Source organism: Sphingobacterium puteale (assembly GCF_003627955.1).
In the GTDB taxonomy this organism is placed as follows: domain Bacteria; phylum Bacteroidota; class Bacteroidia; order Sphingobacteriales; family Sphingobacteriaceae; genus Sphingobacterium; species Sphingobacterium puteale.
This window is the reverse complement of the sequence record NZ_RBWS01000004.1, coordinates 20,172-38,341: the sequence shown is the minus strand read 5'-3', so window position 1 is coordinate 38,341 and position 18,170 is coordinate 20,172. Positions and strand designations below refer to the sequence as shown.

General features: G+C 40.4%; 17 protein-coding genes. 5 read left to right on the top strand and 12 right to left on the bottom strand.

Annotated features, from left to right (window positions below):
- Positions 1-7: 7 nt before the first annotated feature.
- A complete protein-coding gene (locus tag D7322_RS04195) occupies positions 8-814 on the bottom strand; it encodes a beta-carotene 15,15'-monooxygenase (RefSeq protein ID WP_121121620.1) in 807 nt (268 codons plus the stop codon).
- A 429-nt stretch (positions 815-1,243) separates the two neighbouring features.
- On the opposite strand from D7322_RS04195, the gene D7322_RS04190 reads away from it, so the two are divergent.
- Entirely contained in the window at positions 1,244-1,996 is a 753-nt protein-coding gene (locus D7322_RS04190; RefSeq protein ID WP_121121618.1) for a hypothetical protein, read from the top strand.
- Positions 1,997-2,095: 99 nt separating this feature from the next.
- On the opposite strand, the gene D7322_RS04185 is transcribed toward D7322_RS04190, so the two are convergent.
- Together D7322_RS04185 and dinB are read right to left on the bottom strand one after the other, a co-directional pair.
- Complete coding sequence (locus tag D7322_RS04185; protein ID WP_121121617.1) at positions 2,096-4,222, bottom strand: S9 family peptidase; 2,127 nt, start codon at positions 4,220-4,222, stop codon at positions 2,096-2,098.
- 137 nt (positions 4,223-4,359) lie between these two features.
- Positions 4,360-5,457, bottom strand: coding sequence for a DNA polymerase IV (gene dinB, locus D7322_RS04180; protein WP_121121615.1), 1,098 nt, complete (start codon positions 5,455-5,457; stop codon positions 4,360-4,362).
- Between the two features lie 328 nt (positions 5,458-5,785).
- Here dinB and D7322_RS04175 point away from each other — a divergent pair, with 328 nt between their 5' ends.
- A complete protein-coding gene (locus D7322_RS04175; RefSeq protein WP_121121613.1) occupies positions 5,786-6,190 on the top strand; it encodes a hypothetical protein in 405 nt (134 codons plus the stop codon).
- 21 nt (positions 6,191-6,211) lie between these two features.
- On the opposite strand, the gene D7322_RS04170 is transcribed toward D7322_RS04175, so the two are convergent.
- The 4 genes from D7322_RS04170 to D7322_RS04155 all read right to left on the bottom strand — a co-directional run bounded on the left by D7322_RS04170 (position 6,212) and on the right by D7322_RS04155 (position 10,046).
- The gene (locus D7322_RS04170; protein ID WP_121121611.1) at positions 6,212-7,165 is read right to left on the bottom strand and encodes an MBL fold metallo-hydrolase; all 954 of its coding nucleotides are present in this window, start codon (positions 7,163-7,165) and stop codon (positions 6,212-6,214) included.
- 4 nt (positions 7,166-7,169) lie between these two features.
- Positions 7,170-7,751, bottom strand: coding sequence for a dephospho-CoA kinase (gene coaE / locus D7322_RS04165; RefSeq protein WP_121121609.1), 582 nt, complete (start codon positions 7,749-7,751; stop codon positions 7,170-7,172).
- Between the two features lie 9 nt (positions 7,752-7,760).
- Entirely contained in the window at positions 7,761-8,711 is a 951-nt protein-coding gene (locus D7322_RS04160) for a CdaR family protein (RefSeq protein WP_121121607.1), read from the bottom strand.
- 330 nt (positions 8,712-9,041) lie between these two features.
- A complete protein-coding gene (locus D7322_RS04155; RefSeq protein ID WP_121121605.1) occupies positions 9,042-10,046 on the bottom strand; it encodes a BtrH N-terminal domain-containing protein in 1,005 nt (334 codons plus the stop codon).
- Between the two features lie 501 nt (positions 10,047-10,547).
- Between D7322_RS04155 and D7322_RS04150 the strand changes: the two genes are divergently transcribed.
- The gene (locus D7322_RS04150; RefSeq protein WP_121121604.1) at positions 10,548-11,183 is read left to right on the top strand and encodes a hypothetical protein; all 636 of its coding nucleotides are present in this window, start codon (positions 10,548-10,550) and stop codon (positions 11,181-11,183) included.
- A gap of 154 nt (positions 11,184-11,337) precedes the next feature.
- On the opposite strand, the gene yajC is transcribed toward D7322_RS04150, so the two are convergent.
- Genes yajC through D7322_RS04130 form a run of 4 tightly spaced genes read right to left on the bottom strand, consistent with a single transcriptional unit; the run spans position 11,338 to position 14,248 of the window.
- A complete protein-coding gene (gene yajC / locus D7322_RS04145) occupies positions 11,338-11,658 on the bottom strand; it encodes a preprotein translocase subunit YajC (protein ID WP_121121602.1) in 321 nt (106 codons plus the stop codon).
- Positions 11,659-11,684: 26 nt separating this feature from the next.
- Positions 11,685-12,146, bottom strand: coding sequence for a DUF1573 domain-containing protein (locus D7322_RS04140; RefSeq protein WP_121121600.1), 462 nt, complete (start codon positions 12,144-12,146; stop codon positions 11,685-11,687).
- A 14-nt stretch (positions 12,147-12,160) separates the two neighbouring features.
- Positions 12,161-13,108, bottom strand: coding sequence for a transcription antitermination factor NusB (nusB, locus tag D7322_RS04135; protein WP_108632211.1), 948 nt, complete (start codon positions 13,106-13,108; stop codon positions 12,161-12,163).
- Positions 13,109-13,168: 60 nt separating this feature from the next.
- Positions 13,169-14,248, bottom strand: a complete 1,080-nt coding sequence (locus tag D7322_RS04130; RefSeq protein ID WP_121121597.1) for a Glu/Leu/Phe/Val family dehydrogenase — start codon at positions 14,246-14,248, stop codon at positions 13,169-13,171.
- A 181-nt stretch (positions 14,249-14,429) separates the two neighbouring features.
- Here D7322_RS04130 and D7322_RS04125 point away from each other — a divergent pair, with 181 nt between their 5' ends.
- Together D7322_RS04125 and D7322_RS04120 are read left to right on the top strand one after the other, a co-directional pair.
- Positions 14,430-16,211: an ABC transporter ATP-binding protein gene (locus D7322_RS04125; RefSeq protein ID WP_121121595.1), complete on the top strand. Its 1,782-nt coding sequence runs from the start codon at positions 14,430-14,432 to the stop codon at positions 16,209-16,211.
- 133 nt (positions 16,212-16,344) lie between these two features.
- Positions 16,345-16,689: a hypothetical protein gene (locus D7322_RS04120; protein WP_121121593.1), complete on the top strand. Its 345-nt coding sequence runs from the start codon at positions 16,345-16,347 to the stop codon at positions 16,687-16,689.
- 133 nt (positions 16,690-16,822) lie between these two features.
- Here the strand turns inward: D7322_RS04120 and D7322_RS04115 are convergent, their stop codons facing one another.
- Positions 16,823-18,061, bottom strand: coding sequence for an MFS transporter (locus D7322_RS04115; protein WP_121121592.1), 1,239 nt, complete (start codon positions 18,059-18,061; stop codon positions 16,823-16,825).
- Positions 18,062-18,170 lie beyond the last annotated feature (109 nt).

Here is an 18,170-nt window from a genome sequence, read left to right as displayed (position 1 = left end):
CTCTTTATTAAAATATATTATTCAAAATCTTCGGATCCTCTCCACCGTGGTAGTCCGACATCATTTCCCGGTAAGCAACCGAGACAACAATACAGGCCAAAGGTACCACTAAGAATGAGCTCACAATGTTCAAAATAATAAAAATTATGTAATATTCTAAATAATTAAAATACATCTGCAATAATTGAAAAAAAGCAAATACCGCCAGGATCAATAATAATTTGAATACATTTCCTTTGGTCAACGCAAAACTAAAGCGTAGTGACTTAAAGGTGCCCGCATGTTTATCAATGATAAAGAAAGGGTAAAATGCAACACGAATAATCAAAATAAAAGTCAATATTGCAGCTACAAAAACCACAAAGACGGTGAATTTACCCATGATTTCTGCGCGATTTTCACCATTTTCAAATAAATATAAAAATGGAAGCGACACTGCCCCCAATAGCATCAATAACGCAATAGACATCACCATGATACTCAGCATTGCGCCGAAAAAATAAGCTAATTCTTTTGAACTTGGTATGCAATGGATCAATTTTTTATCCTCGTTACCATCTATGAGATTAAGGATATATTTAAACAAAGTAAGATTCAGTCCAAAATACATTACCATAAAAAAGAAGGCCATAAAACCACTCAGCACCACATTAAAATCACTGATCGTCGTGGCCAAAAAATTAGATAAACCAGAGGTTACAAACAGTAAAAAACACAAGCCAGCAACCGAAAAGTAATGCTTTTTCAGGAGCTCCAACGACCTATTAAAAACTTCATTTACGGCAAAAGTACTTTCCTTTAGGAATTGAATCATTTTTTCTTTGAATAAACTTTTACAAAGATGCCATTATTTTTAATTTTCAACAATTTACACCCCCATAAAATTGACATTTTTTAAGTTTTTTAACATCCTATTCAATCCAAGTATTTTTACTGGCCTTCGTATGCTCAGTTATTTTCCATCCCTGTAAAATCTCTCCCTAATAAGGGCAATAAAAGCTACCATATGTTAATTGCCTGTCCCTGCGTTCCCATTGCCATCATCCCCCTTATTCACAAAAACTCTAGGCTGCCCGAGCTCTCAATTAATATCCAGGAATTTTTCCTATTTTAGAAGATCCTGACAAAATCATTTATCGCTTCAGCGAGATGATGTGATCTACCAAATCATGCTGTTGCCCGAAACAAGCGAACAGCTGAAAATAAGTTAAAGCAAAATCACTATAAGATACACCCAACAAGAATGGAAACAGAAGATCCCTATCGCCACATGGAATTTGAAGAATTCCAGTTGTTATCCACCCCCTATGAACTTCATAAATTAGCGACACAATGTTTTTTCTACATCCAACAATGGATCGTTGAAAGCCCATTTTGTAGTGAGGCCACCGCCCTTATGATCTTCTGGAATAACTATCCTTTTGAAGCTATTCGTCGAAGCTGGAAAACAAGGAAAGGAACTGACGAAAACTTTGACATTATAAAAACGGTTATAAATAATTTTGAGAAAGAGTTTTATCTCAAAACAGCTATCAGCTACGATCCCGCTGAAAAAATTGCACAAGCTCCTAAAATACCGAATGTTGTTTTGCAAGCAAGTCACGGAGAGGAACCTTATATTTATTTAGAAGAAAAGGAAGTACATAGCTGGTTTGGAGAACATCTGATCAATCAGATCATCCGGAGCGACAGCACTGTTGAATTGTACAACATTGCGGCCTTATTAAAACATCGCGAATTCGACGTATATCAATGTGTAATCGGACATAAATATTGTGACAAAGCAATTGCTCTGATGCTCTATTGGCTACTTGAGAGATATTCGAGCATGACATTATATGCGGAAGATTGGCCGGAAATAAGGCTTATTTTGGAAAATATTGTTGATAAGCTCGAACGAAATGAATACCCTGAGATTTTGAGTTACGATCCGGTCAAAGAAGTAAACCCCATCAAATGGGAGATCCCGGAACACTTATTTAACAGAATCAACTAACTAAACAAAAAAACACGCGATTTAGCTGAACCGCGTGTTTTTCTGTAATCACATAGATATCCTGAGACTTTCCGGGCTCAAATACCGGAGCCCAGCAATCTACTTAAATTCGTTTGGAAGTGGTTTCTCCAATAGATATTGATAGTAGAAACGTGCACGCTCATTAAAGTCATATTTACTTTTTGAACGGTCAAATCCATGACGGCTGCCCGGATAGATCATCAATTCAAAAGGTACACTTCTATCTGTTAATTTATCAACCAGTTGCGTTGTATTCTGCAGATGGACATTATCATCCATATCGCCATGCATAATCCGCAGTACGCCTTTGTAATTGTTTGCATAAGTCAAGACCGACCCCGCTTTATAACCTTCAGGATTATCTTGAGGTGTATCCATCCAACGCTCGGTATAATGGGTATCGTATAATTCCCAAGACGTTACCGGAGCACCGGCAATACCAAAGTCAAATACATCAGCAGCTTTAGTCATCGCCAGACAGGTCATATAACCACCATAGCTATGGCCTGTGATCAATACCTTATTTTTAGCTACCCAAGATTGAGATTTCAACCATTTTACGATAGTAGAATAGTCTATAATCTCCCAATGTCCCAGATTACGGTGCATGTAAGCTACGCCCTGTTTACCGAAGTGACCAGAAGCCCTGTGATCCGCCGAAACCTGGATAACACCTTCATTCGCCCAATACTGATTGCCCGTGCCTTTCCAGGTATCCTTCACAGTACCCGCATCCGGACCACCATAGATACTGAAAACAACAGGGTAAGTTTTCGATTTGTCAAAATCCGTAGGATAAGTGATCGTCAGTGGTAAATCAAATAGACCGTCATCCGACTTAATATGTAAATACTCCGTTTTACCGTAAGTGTACGAACTAAAGTCCGCAGCTTTGCTATCTGCCAATTGACGTACCACTTTACCCTGATTGTCCACTAAAGCAAAACGGTCCGGTGTGCTCACGTTAGAATATCGGGTGATAAAATACTTGCCATCAGGCGATACATTGACATCATGTGAATATTCACCAAAGGTCAAACGTTTGAGATTTTTACCGGAGTAATCTACACGGTACAGATCAAAACGGGCTGAATTTTCTTTACGTGCAGTAAAATAAAGCACCTTATTTTTCTCGTCTATTCGTTTGATTTCAGTCACCTGCCAATCGCCGGATGTAATCGGATTTACTAAAGTGCCATCCAACTTATACAGGTAATAATGTGCCCAGCCCGTTTTATCCGATTTTAAAATGTAATATCTGTTGTCGGCAAGGTAAGTAATACGCTCGTCATGATCCAGGTTGATCCAAGAAGCTTGACGTTCATCATAAATCTCTTTTTTCGAACCAGTATTTGGATCCACCTGATAGAATTTCAGGTTGTTCTGATCCCTGTTCATCCATTGCACCATGATATTTTTACTATCAAAAGCCCAATATGGCTGCCCGAAATACTGATCATCCTTTTCATTGAAATCCGCCCAAGTTACCTTACCCCCGTTCAGCTGCACGATACCCACTTTGACTTCAGGATTCGGATCACCCGCTTTCGGATAACGGGTCTCTTCGAGATAACCATGCTGTCCTTTGGATGAATAAATGGGAAACATGGGTACTTTGGTATCATCAAAACGCATAAAAGCGATTTTTTTGCTATCCGGAGACCACCAAAAAGCTTTATAATTTGTCGAACGACCCAAAATTTCCTCGTAGTAAACCCATGAAGACCAGCCGTTGTAGATGACATCAGTACCATCGTTGGTATATTGTGTTTCTTTTCCCGTATTTACTTCCACACTATACAAGTTACTTCTGCGTGTGAAGGCCACATATTGACCATCTGGCGATAAGGTTGGATTCTGTTCGGCAATCTCGGGTGAATTGGTCAGTTTTTTCGCTGTTCCAGAGCCATTTCTGATAAAAATATCATTATTCTCAACATAGACCACAGTTCCCTCTTTTGCTGGAATAGTATAGATACTTCTCTTTCCCGATTTGACATCGACCTGATAGAGCCGGCTATCGTTGACGTCATTTTCGAGATAAGCAGCCCCATCCGCCCAGCCCGGATATTGATTTGTGCGCACTGTTAAAGATTGTTTCTGTCCCCAGGATTGCGCAAAATCCAATTTTTTCTGCGCAAAAGTCAGATCATGCACAAAAAACACAATAGATGCGCCTAAGAGCACTCTTGATACTGTATTCATTAATTCTTGGATATGTTTATTAATTATTTCAGCTAAGATAAAGAATTGCGATAAATAACAACGATTTTACCTGTAACAAGCTTATTCACCCGATACCTATCAGATGACCATTCTTGAAATGGGGAGGATTTTACAGCCTACCGATAATTTTCAAAAAGAGCAAGCTGCACACCTTCTTTTGGAAAATCGGTCTCTTCGACGAAATTAGAAATTGAAACTCCAAGCAGCCTCACCTTATTGGCTAAAGCAATCTTACTCAACAGACTATGAGCTGTCGCATAGATTTTCTCTTCGGAATCAAAACTTGTATCCAGTGTAAGGCTTCGTGTCAACTGTACGAAATCAGCATACTTAAGTTTCAGGGTTAATGTCCTGCCTGATATTTCCTTTTTTCCGATGCGCTCCCAAAGCTGTTTACTCAGTCTCTGAAGAATGGCATTCAGTTCCTCAAAAGTTTCAATATCTGCGTCGAATGTATCCTCTATTCCGACCGATTTACTGCTCCGATTGGGTATGACCGGCCGGTCGTCTATGCCACGAACAATACGGTAAAAAAAATGCCCGGTCTTACCAAACCAACGCACCAGATCGTCTTCGCGCTGTTTTTTGAGATCCATCCCTGTAAATAAACCCAGCTCGTGCATTTTCTTGGCGGTCACCTTACCTACACCAAAGAATTTCTCTACCGGTAAGGATTCCATAAATTTCAGAATCTTTGAAGGCCCTATAAATGTCAAGCCATTGGGTTTATCCATATCGGAGGCAATCTTGGCGACAAATTTATTGACCGAAACCCCGGCGGAGACAGTCAGATTAAGCTCTTCTTTGATGGCAGATTTGATCGCTTTGGCGATGTCAATGGCTGAACCAATGCCCTGTTTGTCCATCGTCACATCCAGAAAGGCCTCATCCAGCGACAAGGGTTCAATCAAGTCAGTATACCGCTGAAAGATTTCCCTAATCTGATAGGAAACCTGTTTATACACATCAAATCGTGGCCGTGTAAATATGATCTCCGGACAGAGCTGCAGTGCTTTGCGGGAGCTCATGGCTGATTTGACACCAAATTTCCGTGCTTCATAGCTGGCCGTAGCCACTACCCCCCGCCCATCAGGCGAACCACCTACCGCGATAGCCTTCCCCCGGTATTCCGGAAAATCCCGCTGATCCACAGATGCATAAAAAGCATCCATATCCAGATGGATAATTTTGCGGTATGTTTGGGGTGAATCCATTATCCAAATTTACAAAAATTAGCAAGAATCACTATAAACCACGACAAAATACTAACATAATTAGTTCATCAAACCAATTCTCAGGCAGTTAATTTCTGAATCAGACCCACTGGTATTATTGCCGGTACTTTTTCACCCTTTAGATGCAGATCATGCGCTCCGCGCTGACCACTCCTCATGCTGCCCCTGCTCTCATTAGCAATGATACTTTTCAACCCGCTATAATTGGCCGAGTTCTTGTGTATGATGGACATGGGCAGCTTTGCGCCAAAACATATTTGAATAAAATGAAAAGAAAATAATACAGTAAAAACTAGCGTAAAAAATTATGGAAAATTTACCGGAACAAAAAAAGACTAAATCAGGATTTAAGAAATTTCTATTTATTCTGTTGCTCTTTTTGTTAGTAGGCTTTGGGTCTTATGGTTACTGGAAATACTATTACGTCTTTGGTGAAGGCGTAAAATCAGGTTATCTAAATTTTGCTGTCAAAAAAGGCAATATATTTAAGACCTATGAGGGAAAGCTGATTCAGGAAGGATTTGGTAGTGTCAAGACTGGCGGAATTGCCAGCAACCAATTCGAATTTTCTATTGAAGATGATTCTATATTTCGCCAGCTTGAGCTCAATAGCGGTAAATATTTCGATCTTCAATACAAAGAATATCATGGGGTATTGCCCTGGCGTGGCAATACGGTATACGTTGTTGACAAGATTATCAATATGAAATAATAAAGGAGGGTATACCCTCCTTTATGCTGAGTGCACATCTCTTACAATTAACTGTTCGCCAAAATAGCTTTTGAGTATCGTGCCATCACCATGCAATGTCCACACCTCCCGTGGAGCCACAAGCTTAATATAATGCAAGATATCGTTCCAGTCCACATGATCCGATATATACAATTCGATATCATTCTGTGCCTGTAGCCGCTTCCATCCAGAGGCGAAGGCACGCAATACTTTTGTAGCCCTAAAATAGCTGTTGAAGGTCATGGGTGGCACCAGATAAACCTTATTCTGTTCACCCTGTTTCATTTCTCTGCGGTTATAAGGCTCATAGCTCATTTTTTTAAACCCATGCTCATCATATAGGCGATGATAAGGCAATATTCCACTGTGGACCAATACCCTTCTTTCTGGGCAGTACCTATTGATTAGATCCGTCACCCGTTGCGCTTTACCAAGCACGTAAGTTCCCAATAGAATATTGCTCGCATGCCCCTCCAGTTTCTTGATCTCCTGAATGGGATCCGGATGGATAACTTCAGGATTTGCGAAAGTACTTTCGGTAATCAATACATCAGCCTGCTGCACTTCGATAGGTTCACAGGTCTCATCAGCCTGCAATTTGTAGTCGCCGGTATACAAATAGCGTACCCCCTGATATTCCATTAAGATTTGCGCCGATCCTAATATATGGCCAGCTGCTAAAAAGGTAATTTCCACCGGACCGATTTTAAAAGTGCCGTTGAACAATTTGACCTGATAGGAATCCTTACGGTTCTGCTTATAACGATAGCTCATAAACAATGCCGTTCCATTAGTACAATAGACATAATCATGTCCTGAACTGGCGTGGTCGCCATGGGCATGAGATACCACATTATGTGTTACGGGGCTACCCGCATCGATAAAAAAGTCGCCATAACGGCAATAATACCCTTCCGGTTTTCTGACCAGAAAGTCAGACAATATGATAGACATATATTTATTTTAGAAATTTTTGATGCAATGTCCACACTTGCGGTAGTAGTGGAGTGATTCCATCGTTAACGATGACGAAGTCCGCAAGCTGCAGTTTTTCCTCGTCAGACAATTGTTTGTTAATACGTTCGCGTACCTGTTGTTCCGTTGCGCCATCCCGCTCGATGACACGCTGTATGCGAATATCCATTGGCGCAGTAACCAATATGGTATAATCCAGTTCTTTGTATGAGCCACTTTCAAAAAGGAGCGCAGCTTCTTTGAGTGAATAACGTGTAGTCTGCCGCTCGGCCCAGTCTTTCGCTTCCTGGATGACAATCGGGTGTACAATACTATTTAACAGTTCCAGTTTATCCTTATCCGAAAAGACCATATCGGCCAGGAATGCCCGGTCCAGCAGCCCATCCTTGTAAGTTGCCTCACCAAACTGCGCAATAAGTTTTTCCTTGATCCGTATATCGGTATTCATCAACCTTTTGGCTTCCTCATCCGCGTTATAAACTGGTATCCCCAAAGCTTCAAAGAGCTTGCAGATAAAAGTCTTTCCGGAACCTATTCCGCCTGTTATTCCTATTTTCAGCCCCATTTTTATTCCCTATTTTCGTACAAAGAAGTCCACATTTTGCGGCACGACACTGATAATCTTACAGTAATCCGGCACCTTGGTCAGCAGGATTGGCAGGTATTGCACCTCATTCTTTTCCCAGTCTGCCAGATCCACCACCGCCTCAAAATCACGGGATGTATAATTGTTATAATCCTTGACCGACATCAGTACCGTGATCACCACTTTACTGGGATTGGGCCTTACGGAACTATAACGCTGTCCATTTTCAACCTTTACAGGCAGTTCGATAACCTTCTCCGTCAGCTCCCCTACGGGCATCAGTACCTCCACGGATGTGGGATAAACATTGATATTTCCCTTTTGATTGCGTGCGAGATTGGCTACTGTGCGCACATCAGTTTCCACTTCTTTCCCACGAACAGTATCTGTATCCCAATATTCAATGGTAGAAACATCTTCGTATGGTCCTGTTATAGTCACGTATGCAGGGGTGACCTTAGTATCAGCGATAACACCATAGCCCTTTTTAAATAAGATATTGGACAATGGCTTTACAGGAACCTTGCGCTGTGTTTGTTTTGAGAAATCGAAAAACAAGGTATCAGGGCTCACCGACACCACACGTTGTTCATGTGGAAACTGGCGGTTGATAAATCCCAGCTGATTAGAGAATACGATCCAATCTTTTGTTTTCAGCGAGCTGAGGTCCACCTGCACTTTGGGTGTTTTCAGTGCCGCTTTCGAAAACAGGAATTGCCATCCCGTCATCTCGAGCTTTACTTTAACCGTATCCGATTGTTGGGGGTGAAAAGCTCGTTTTTCGGGCAGATTGACATATTCTATCGCAGCCTTGACAGATACCGTATATTGGTTGGAAATTGAAAACAACAACCAAGCCAGCAACGAAATTGCAACACAACGCACAAAGATGTTGATCTTGCGTCGTTGGGTCTTATTTAATCGAACTGCGTTTGCCATGTTACAAACTTAATCAATTTGCGTAAAAATCAGTTCTTGGTGGGATAAAAACTTGGATTGGAAGCAACCTTTCCCTTAAGTAACTTTAAAAAGTTCAATATCTCTTCATCAGATAAATCCATAGACTATTTTTGAAGAAAGGGTTTATGTAGAATTTTAGCCTTTTTAAGCGTTTGCTGAATTTTGTAAAGACGCGTAGCCATTTCAAATTGTTCTTAATATGTACGGCTAAGGCCTTCTTTCAACAAAGCGATCTCAGATTCACTAAAAGACCGCGAGGCATTTTCTTTGCTACTATACATAGTATAAACTTAGTTAAAAACTATTTCTTTACGAAAACACATGATTATTTGGGCATTCATATAAGGTCCCCAACCGCTCCATCGCCTTTTTCTCTTTATCAGCCAGGATTTTGAGGATTTCCGAAGCTTGTTGTATATACTCAATCCGGGCTGTCTCACCGATTTGATAAAATAAGTCTGAAACGGATTTCCATAACAAAGCTATTTCTACAAATTCCTGACATGCCTCACGAAGTTGCTCAATCTGGAGCAGGTCATAACTTTCCTTTAGAAAATCGCGATATAGATTTCTGAACAGTGCACCTCCAGTGCCGGCTTTTTCCATCAGATTGGCAGCCATTTTAAATTCAGTGGCTACATCCTTACTCCTATTAAACCATTTTATAAGCTCTTGACTCGTCTTCAAAATCCCCTTGTAAGAAATATTTGTGATGGGCGGATTCAGGTATTCGTTTGCATTGTTTACAATAGCAGTGATGACAGACTTTTTTAAGTCAAAGTCTTCACTCGTTCGCTGTATTGTGTAGTATAAATTATTCGATGCCATTGGCCCCTTCTCAGCTCTCGCCAAAGCCAGACTTTCGAGTGAGGTTTTGACCTTCCCCCCCTGTTGCCTGGTATCGACCAAAAAAGCGTTTTGATCGTCATAGTCGTAAATCGCAACATAGTGCCCAGCGAAATGGAACGGATTAGAGAAATACTCAAGGTAGTAGGCATCAAGTTTGAGCCCAACGATTTGCCCCTCATCCAAAAGCTGTTTGACCTGCTGCCAGGCCTTTGTTTTTGAGGTAGTTTCCCTTACAGAAAGCTCGAGATTGAGGTTTTTACAGAGATTCTTTGTCAACAGATCAGTCTTGATACGTCCACCCAAAAAAGGGAAATCCATTGTTTTCATATTCCAATAGATAAAACTAAGCCCCTCCCCGAGTCCAAAAAGCATGGGTTCAGAAAGTTCAATTCCAAGCTGCCGCAGTAAAGTTCCAGTAGCTGTAGTTTCACAATGTTGTCCGTCAAACAGTTTTAGATTGTTCATGATGTTTCTTTTGCTTAAAATTAGCTATCTGAATTGACATCACTATGTCAACAGGTAGTTATAGATTAGAAAACACCATCAATACAACAAGGGCCGTCAATACCTTCAGCCCCTCATTCCGACTGTCAATATTTATTTTCATAATTGATGGCACGAGCCTATAAGTTACATAAAAATTATTATCACTAGTAACGCTTTCAATTTTACCTCGGTTGATAAATTCTAAAGCTGAAATCAGTTTTTAACGTCATAGTATCTAATGGTAATGCTCTTCATTATGCTAGGTACAAAGATAATATTTGCTTATTACCAAATTCGCCATTAATAGGGTTTATACAGGGAGTTTACAGGGGGTTAACAGGGGTATTACAGGGATAGGTCCCTATTAACCCCCTATTAATACACTGTAAAAATCGTGTTACTTCACTTTTAATTTCGAATTTGGTATTAATTTGGTAATAAGCTAGATACCAGCAATTATAAACAATAAAAACAAAGACTATGGCAATCTTACAAAATGGGCCTAATGGTCCAATTACCGGAAAATTTGGCTCTGTCAGTGCTTATATGTTAAATGGTCAAAATGTGGTCCGCGGGCTGAAAAGAAAACGCACTTCCCCTCCAAGCGAATCAGAACTCCTGAATAGGAAAAAGCAAAAAGTTGCCGGAAGATTTGCCGGTGACAATAGCAGGATACTTGATTTTGGTTACCAGTTTTTAGCGGAAAAAGGAAGTCGAATTGGTGCTTTCCAATTGGCTCAGCGCCATATTTTTAAGGAAGCCCTGGAACTGGATTCGGAGAATGATCCTTTCATTAACCCTGAAAAGCTAGTTGTATTTGCAGGACAGCTTAGGCCATTATCAAACTGTCAGGTTAGCCTTCACGGTAGTGTAATCGCTCTCAAATGGACACCTGATGCGCAATATGAGGGTAGCTTCTACAAAATCAATCTGGCATTGATTGGTTTATATGGTGAATCTCATTTGAAAACTTCCATTGCAGAGATAAATCAGGGTAGCTGTTCAATACAATTTGATGAAATAAGTACAAAAAGCTGTGACTATCACGTTTACGTCTGCATATGGGATACGCTGAATGGCGGCTTTTCAAATTCCACTTACTGTGGAGTTATATAAAGTAGACAGTCTAAAGGCTCACGACAAACGAAGGATGGCATAGAAGCTCCCGTACAACGGTGGAATCGAACAGCTGCAATCGGAAAAAATCCTTTAAATAAATAAAGCCAGACCCTTTTGGAGACTGGCTTTGCTATTTTTTCGATAAAGACGCTTAAGAAGCGCTTTTTTCAGTTGCGTTCGCAGCTTTTGAAGCATCTAAAGCAATGGCAGACTTGTCAAAACGGATTCTTACGCCCGAACCTACATCGACCAAGAAAGTAGTGTCAGATACCTCTACGATGCGTCCGTGGATGCCCGCAGTAGTAACAACTTTAGCGTTTACGCCCAATTCTTCAATATATTTCTTATGGTCTTTTTGCTTCTTCATCTGTGGTCTGATCATGAAGAAATAAAATACCACAATGATCAAAACCATTGGTAAAAAACTCATCATGTTACTGCCACCTGCTGCTTGTAATAATACTGTATTCATCTGTTATTATATCGTTTAATAATGTGTTATTTCGCTAATACTTCACCCTTTAACTGGACGGTCGTCATACTATTGGAAGCATTCGATTGGACCGTGATAATCTTCTGTTGCTTACCCACCTGTCCCTCACTCTTGAAAGTCACACGGATATCCGATGTTCCTCCCGGTAAAATTGGGCTTTTTGAAAACTCAGGTTGTGTACAGCCACAGGAAGCGTTCACTTTGGACAAAATAACCGGCGCATCCCCCGTATTCTTCAATACGAATGTGTGTTTCACTTCTGCACCTTCTTTGATCTGACCAAAATCGAAAGCTGACTCTTCAAATTCTATTTTCCCCAATTGTGCCGCAGCTTTAGAAAGACTGTCTGTAGCGACAGCCGCCGGTCCTATCGTAGCGGCCTCCACTTTTTCTTTTTGTGCATTTCCACAAGAAAAGAAAAGGGCCGATGCCAAAGCTAAGACTGAATATTTACTAAAGTTTTTCATTTGTTGATTGATCTTTAATCCCTTAAACCACGACCTGCCTTCTGGATTCTTCCCTGTTGGTTCAAGTCGCTTAATATTTTATCTAAGATACCATTAATAAATGTATTACTTTTCAAAGTACTGAATACCTTTGAAATTTCAATATACTCATTTATTGTCACTTTCACAGGAATAGATGGAAAATTCACCAATTCGCATATTGCCATGCGCATCAATAAGGTATCCATCAGCGCAATACGATCTGATTCCCAATTCTTTGTCTTATCAGAGATCAGTTTCTGATATTCATTTGTATTGCGGATTGTCTTACCCAACAAGGCAATCACATAATCGCTGTCATCGTTCCAGTTTTGGGTGATTTCAGCAAGCTTGTTTTTACGTGGATCCTCCGAACTGAAGTTCTTAAAAGTTTTCGCGATCAATGCTTGCAACACTTCTTTATCGACAGGCCAGTTGATAAATTTCTCCTCAAAAACCTGCTCGATAACCGGTGATTTCAAAATGATCTTTTTAAAGATATGCTTAATGATATCTTTTTCCGTACCGATCGAACGGTCCTCCTGCTGCAAATATTCCAAATAAGCCTCAGAATCCTTTAACTGCAAAAATACCGTACGCACGATCTCCGGGTCAAAGCTCCATGAAATCTTATATTTTTTGACTCCCTCGGCATATTGCGGATTTTGTCTCAATGACTCAATAAAAGTATTTGTACTCAACTTGGTCGTTAAGGACAAGTCTTTTTCAGTCGGCAAAAACTTGTTGGCTCTGCCTTCTGCGTCTATCAATACATAATCGGATACCTCATCCAATAGATTTAGTGTCCAGATATACATCTCGTAGACCTCATCCACATTTTTTAATAGTGCTTTTTCAAATGTTTTGATGTCTTTGTCTTCTGTAAGACTGTACGCATAAAGCGTTTGCACTACTTTTACCCTCAGGTGTCTCCTGTTTAACATAGTAATTTTAAAGAACGATTTTTTATAAACTAATAAATAAGAACGATTTTGGGAAGAAGACTATCTCTTGATTTTTTTAATATCTTGGATACGCTTCTCCGCAATGCGATTGGCCGCTTCAAAAGTAGAGATATTCTCCTCTTTCGATTTTTTCAACACGTCCCTAGTCGCATTATATATGTTTTTGATCACAAATTCCGTGTGATCCACCCCATAATTCTGAATTTCTGAATAACAGCTGATCAACGCACCTGCATTGATTAAATAGTCCGGTGCATACAAGATACCGCGCTCATGAAGAATTGTACTTGTGGTTACCTCATCTTTCAGCTGATTATTTGCCGAACCGGCAATTATTTTACATTGCATTTTTTGCGCCGATTCCGGATTTACCGTACCGCCCAATGCACAAGGTGAATAGACATCAAACTCATGATCGAAGACTTCGTTGTATGGGATCGGTTCGGCTTTGTATTTCGCCGCCACCTTAAGCATTTTCTCCTCTGTAATGTCGCTCACATACACTCGTGCATTTTCCTCACGTAACATCGCGATCAATCGCTCTCCGACACTACCTACCCCGTGTACAATAACTTTTTTGCCTGCCACATTCTCCGATCCATACAATTCTTTCAAACAGGCTTTAATACCGAAATAAACACCTTGAGCTGCAAAAATTGATGTATCTCCAACCCCACTGCCGTGAATCGCTTTTGGCAAACCGGCAACATGTTCTGTTTCTGTATAAATATATTCTAAATCACGCTGTGTTGTACCCACATCCAAAGAAGCAATGAAATTACCGTTCAATCCCTCAATAAATTGGCCCAAACGGCGCAATAAAACCTCAGATTTGTCCAAACGGCTATTACCGATAATAACAGCACTTCCACCACCTAAGTTCAATCCGGTGATCGCGGATTTATAGGTAATGGCCTTAGATAAACGTAAAGCATCCTCAATAGCTTCTTCTGTCGTTTCGTATGGCAACATACGAACCCCTCCTATTGCCGGACCCAATGTGGTATCATGGATCGCAACAATAGCTTTTAAGCCCACTAATTCATCATTACAGAAAAATAAGTTTTGATGGCCAGACTGGCTCATCAATTCAAAAATAGAATTTTGAGATGTTGACATAAAATGTACTACTCTAATTTGTTTTAATTTTTTAAGGTACTTGATGCAAAAGTAGGAAAATTATTCGTTGTGCATAATATCTTTTTTTATCCAAGACTTAACATTTGATTTCCCAATGACAGTAATTTCATCGAAATATAAAGCAGAGTTGACGAATTAGTCCTATTTTTGTATCCATAATATGAAGGATCTCGCCTACTTAAATAAGTACTTTTATAAATACCGCTGGAAACTGGTTCCAGGGGTGATTTTTGTCATCATTTCCAATTACTTTGGGGTGCTCCCCGCTAAAGTGATTCGTGAAGCGTTTGACTTGGTACAAGAAAATATTTACCTCTACCGGCTGTTCGATGGTTTTGACAGGCAGGAACTTATTTACAAAGTATTTGGCACGAGCCTGCTATTCTTTGGATTTGTTGTCCTGCTGCTTTCTCTGCTAAGGGGCATTTTCCTATTCTTTATGCGGCAGACCATTATTCTGACTTCCCGTTATATCGAATATGATCTTAAAAATGAAATATACAATCATTATCAGGAGCTGAATTTCGGATTTTTCCGTAAAAATAATACCGGTGATCTAATGAGCCGCGCGACAGAGGATGTCAATCAGGTGCGGAACTATTTAGGACCGGCCATTATGTATGCCATTAATACCGTGGTCCTGTCTATTATGGTTATTTATGCCATGTATAGCGTTAATGGAAGATTGGCTACTTATGCATTGGCACCGATACCTGTGTTATCAGTCATCATTCTCTTTGTCAATAAAATTATCAATAAGCGCAGCTTAAAAATACAAAAACAGCTGGCAAACCTCTCTTCTTTTGTTCAGGAAACCTTTGCCGGTATCCGTGTCATCAAGACTTATACCCGGGAGCAGAACAAAATGCAGGCCTTTGAAAAGGAAAGTACAGTCTACCGCAACACAGCGCTGGATCTGGTTAAGGTACAGGCAGTTTTCTTTCCGCTTATCTTATTGCTGATCGGTCTCAGTACTGTCATCACCATCTATATCGGCGGGATTGAAGTTGCCAAGGGAACGGTCACAGCCGGAAACATTGCTGAATTTATTATCTATGTCAATCAATTGACCTTTCCGGCCATGTCTTTAGCGTGGGTGACCTCACTGGTACAACGTGCCGCGGCATCACAAAAACGGATCAATGAGTTCCTTGAAACCCAATCGCCAATTGCCAATGGGAAAATAGATAAAGAAATCGTAGGTGAAATCAAGGTAGAAAATATCTCGTTCACCTATCCCGAAACAGGCATTCAGGCCATTAAAAATATATCATTTCAGGTACCTATCGGAAAAACACTGGCTATCATCGGAAAAACTGGTTCCGGAAAATCTACGCTGGCCAACCTACTGCTACGCATGTATGATATAGACAAAGGTAATATCCAATACGATGGTATTGCATTAAAGGATCTCAACTTCAAAAATCTACGTCAGCAAATTGGCTTTGTCCCTCAGGATGTATTCTTATTTTCAGATACAATTGCCAATAACATTGGTTTCGGTCTGGATCATTTCACGCAGGAACAGATCGAACAAGCCGCTAAAGACGCTGCTGTCTATGATAATATTATCGCTTTCGAAGATGGTTTTGAAACTGCTGTTGGAGAACGCGGTATCACCCTATCGGGTGGTCAAAAACAACGTGTATCCATTGCCAGAGCGTTGGTAAAAGAACCCAATATATTGATCTTTGACGATTGCTTATCTGCTGTTGATACCAAAACCGAAGAAACCATATTACGCTCATTAAGCCGTATCATGAAGGGTAAAACCTGTATTTTCATTGCCCACCGGATTTCGACCATCAAAAATGCGGACCATATTCTTGTCATGGATCAAGGTCAGATTGTCGAGCAGGGCACTCACCTTGAATTAATGGAGAAAAGAGGTGAATATTTTGAACTTCACGAAAAACAATTGCTGGAAAGCGTCGAAGGATAGTCACAACTGCCCTAAATAATGACAGTAAATACTGCACAAAATTAAATATCCCTGAATTCAGCTAAAGAAAACAGGGATTTTCTCTTTTACATTTGCCTTATACATTTACATCACACTTTATCGTATAAGTATCATGGAGAGAAACTCAGTGCAGAGCACATCATCAAACGAAGGCAAAACAGTTGCTATTATTTCCTATTTAACCCTCATCGGTCTGATTGCAGCCATCATCATGAACAATAAGGAAAAGACTTCTTTAGGTCAGTTCCACATCAGACAGAGTATCGGTATTACCGTTACAGGAATGGCATTAGGTCTATTGCGCTTTATCCCAGGTATCGGTGGAATAATGATGAATGTTGTCGGTATAATCTTGCTTATCGCTCTTATATTGGGTTTAATTGCGGCATTCTCGGGCGAGAAAAAAGCCCTTCCTCTTATTGGCGAAAAATATCAGCAATGGTTTGATATGGTTTAATCAGATCTTATTTAGCCCCTATTTCAGAAAAAAGGCTGTTCAAAAAACTGGAATGAACTTCAAAAGCAAGATAAATACTTTTGAAGGCCAATTAAACTTTTGAGCAGCCTTTTTATTACTTTGCCAGATCACTTTATATCTCCTGCTCCTGTACCATTTTTTCTTCTTTGAAAAAAACAGCGAACAGGAGCAGACAGAAAAATGAAATTCCAGCCGGTATAAACCATAGGTATTCCCAGAATTGTTCGGCATAAGCCACTTTGAGATAATCTGAAACTCCACCGGCAACCCAGAACCCGATCAGCATCCCTACTCCATACATGGCAATCGTGATCAGCCCCTGTGCCGAAGCTTTATATTTTTCACCAGCAATCCGATCGGTATAGATCTGTCCGACGACAAACATAAAATCATAACATATTCCATGCAAAACAATACCTAGGATAAGCAAAAAGGCTTTTTCCTGTCCATCCCCAAAAGCAAAGAACAGATACCGCAATGCCCATGCGGCAATGCCCAATAAAATCATTTTCTTATAGCCCAAACGTCTAAAGAAAAATGGAATCAACAGCAAACAGATCGCTTCTGAAAACTGCCCCAATGCCATTTTTGCGGTTGGATTTGCCATACCGACATTGACCAAAAAGGGGTTGGCATTTTGGTAATAAAACGAAATGGGAATACAGATCACGATGGCCGTAACAAAAAAGATTAAGAAACTCTTTTGTTTTAACAGCCCCAGTGCATCCAGCCCGATAGCTTTTCCAAAATCAAATTTTTCATCTTTTACCCTTATCTGTGGTGGAGTTTTAGGAAGGAACAAGCTGAATAGCGCCAAAAGCACAGAACAGACAGCGCCCATAATAAAGGTATTGTGCAATGCTCCCCGGCTTATTGCCCCGGGACTATCCCAGCGGAATAGATAGCTGATCACAAGACCTGAACAGATCCAGCCGATTGTTCCCCATACCCGGACTCCCGGAAAATACTTTTTAGCATCCGCGATATGTCGAAAAGCAATACCGTTGGAAAGGGAAAGTGACGACATATAGGCCATAAAATAAACAAAAACGTAGGGATAAAAATGGCTGGCATCTGGCGCCTGAGACATCCCATAGAGCAACGCCGCACCCAGCAGATGTAAAGCTGAGAGCACACGTTCTGCATTAAAATAACGGTCTGCGACAAAACCTACAAAAAAAGGAGCAAATACCGCACCTAGGGACTGCGTAGAAAATATATTGGCTACCTCCATTCCTGATGCATTTAGCGACTTGATCAGGTAGGTACCTAAAGTAACAAACCAGGCTCCTTTGATAAAATATTCCAAAAACATCATCAGAGATAACTGGAGGCGTAAGGTAAGCGTCATAACGGTTTAGAATTGTTTCTGTACGAATATATCATTTATTTCGAAGACATATCTATTGGGTAAGCGGCCCTTTTGTAACGATCTGCTTACCGTAATCTGATTTTATCTG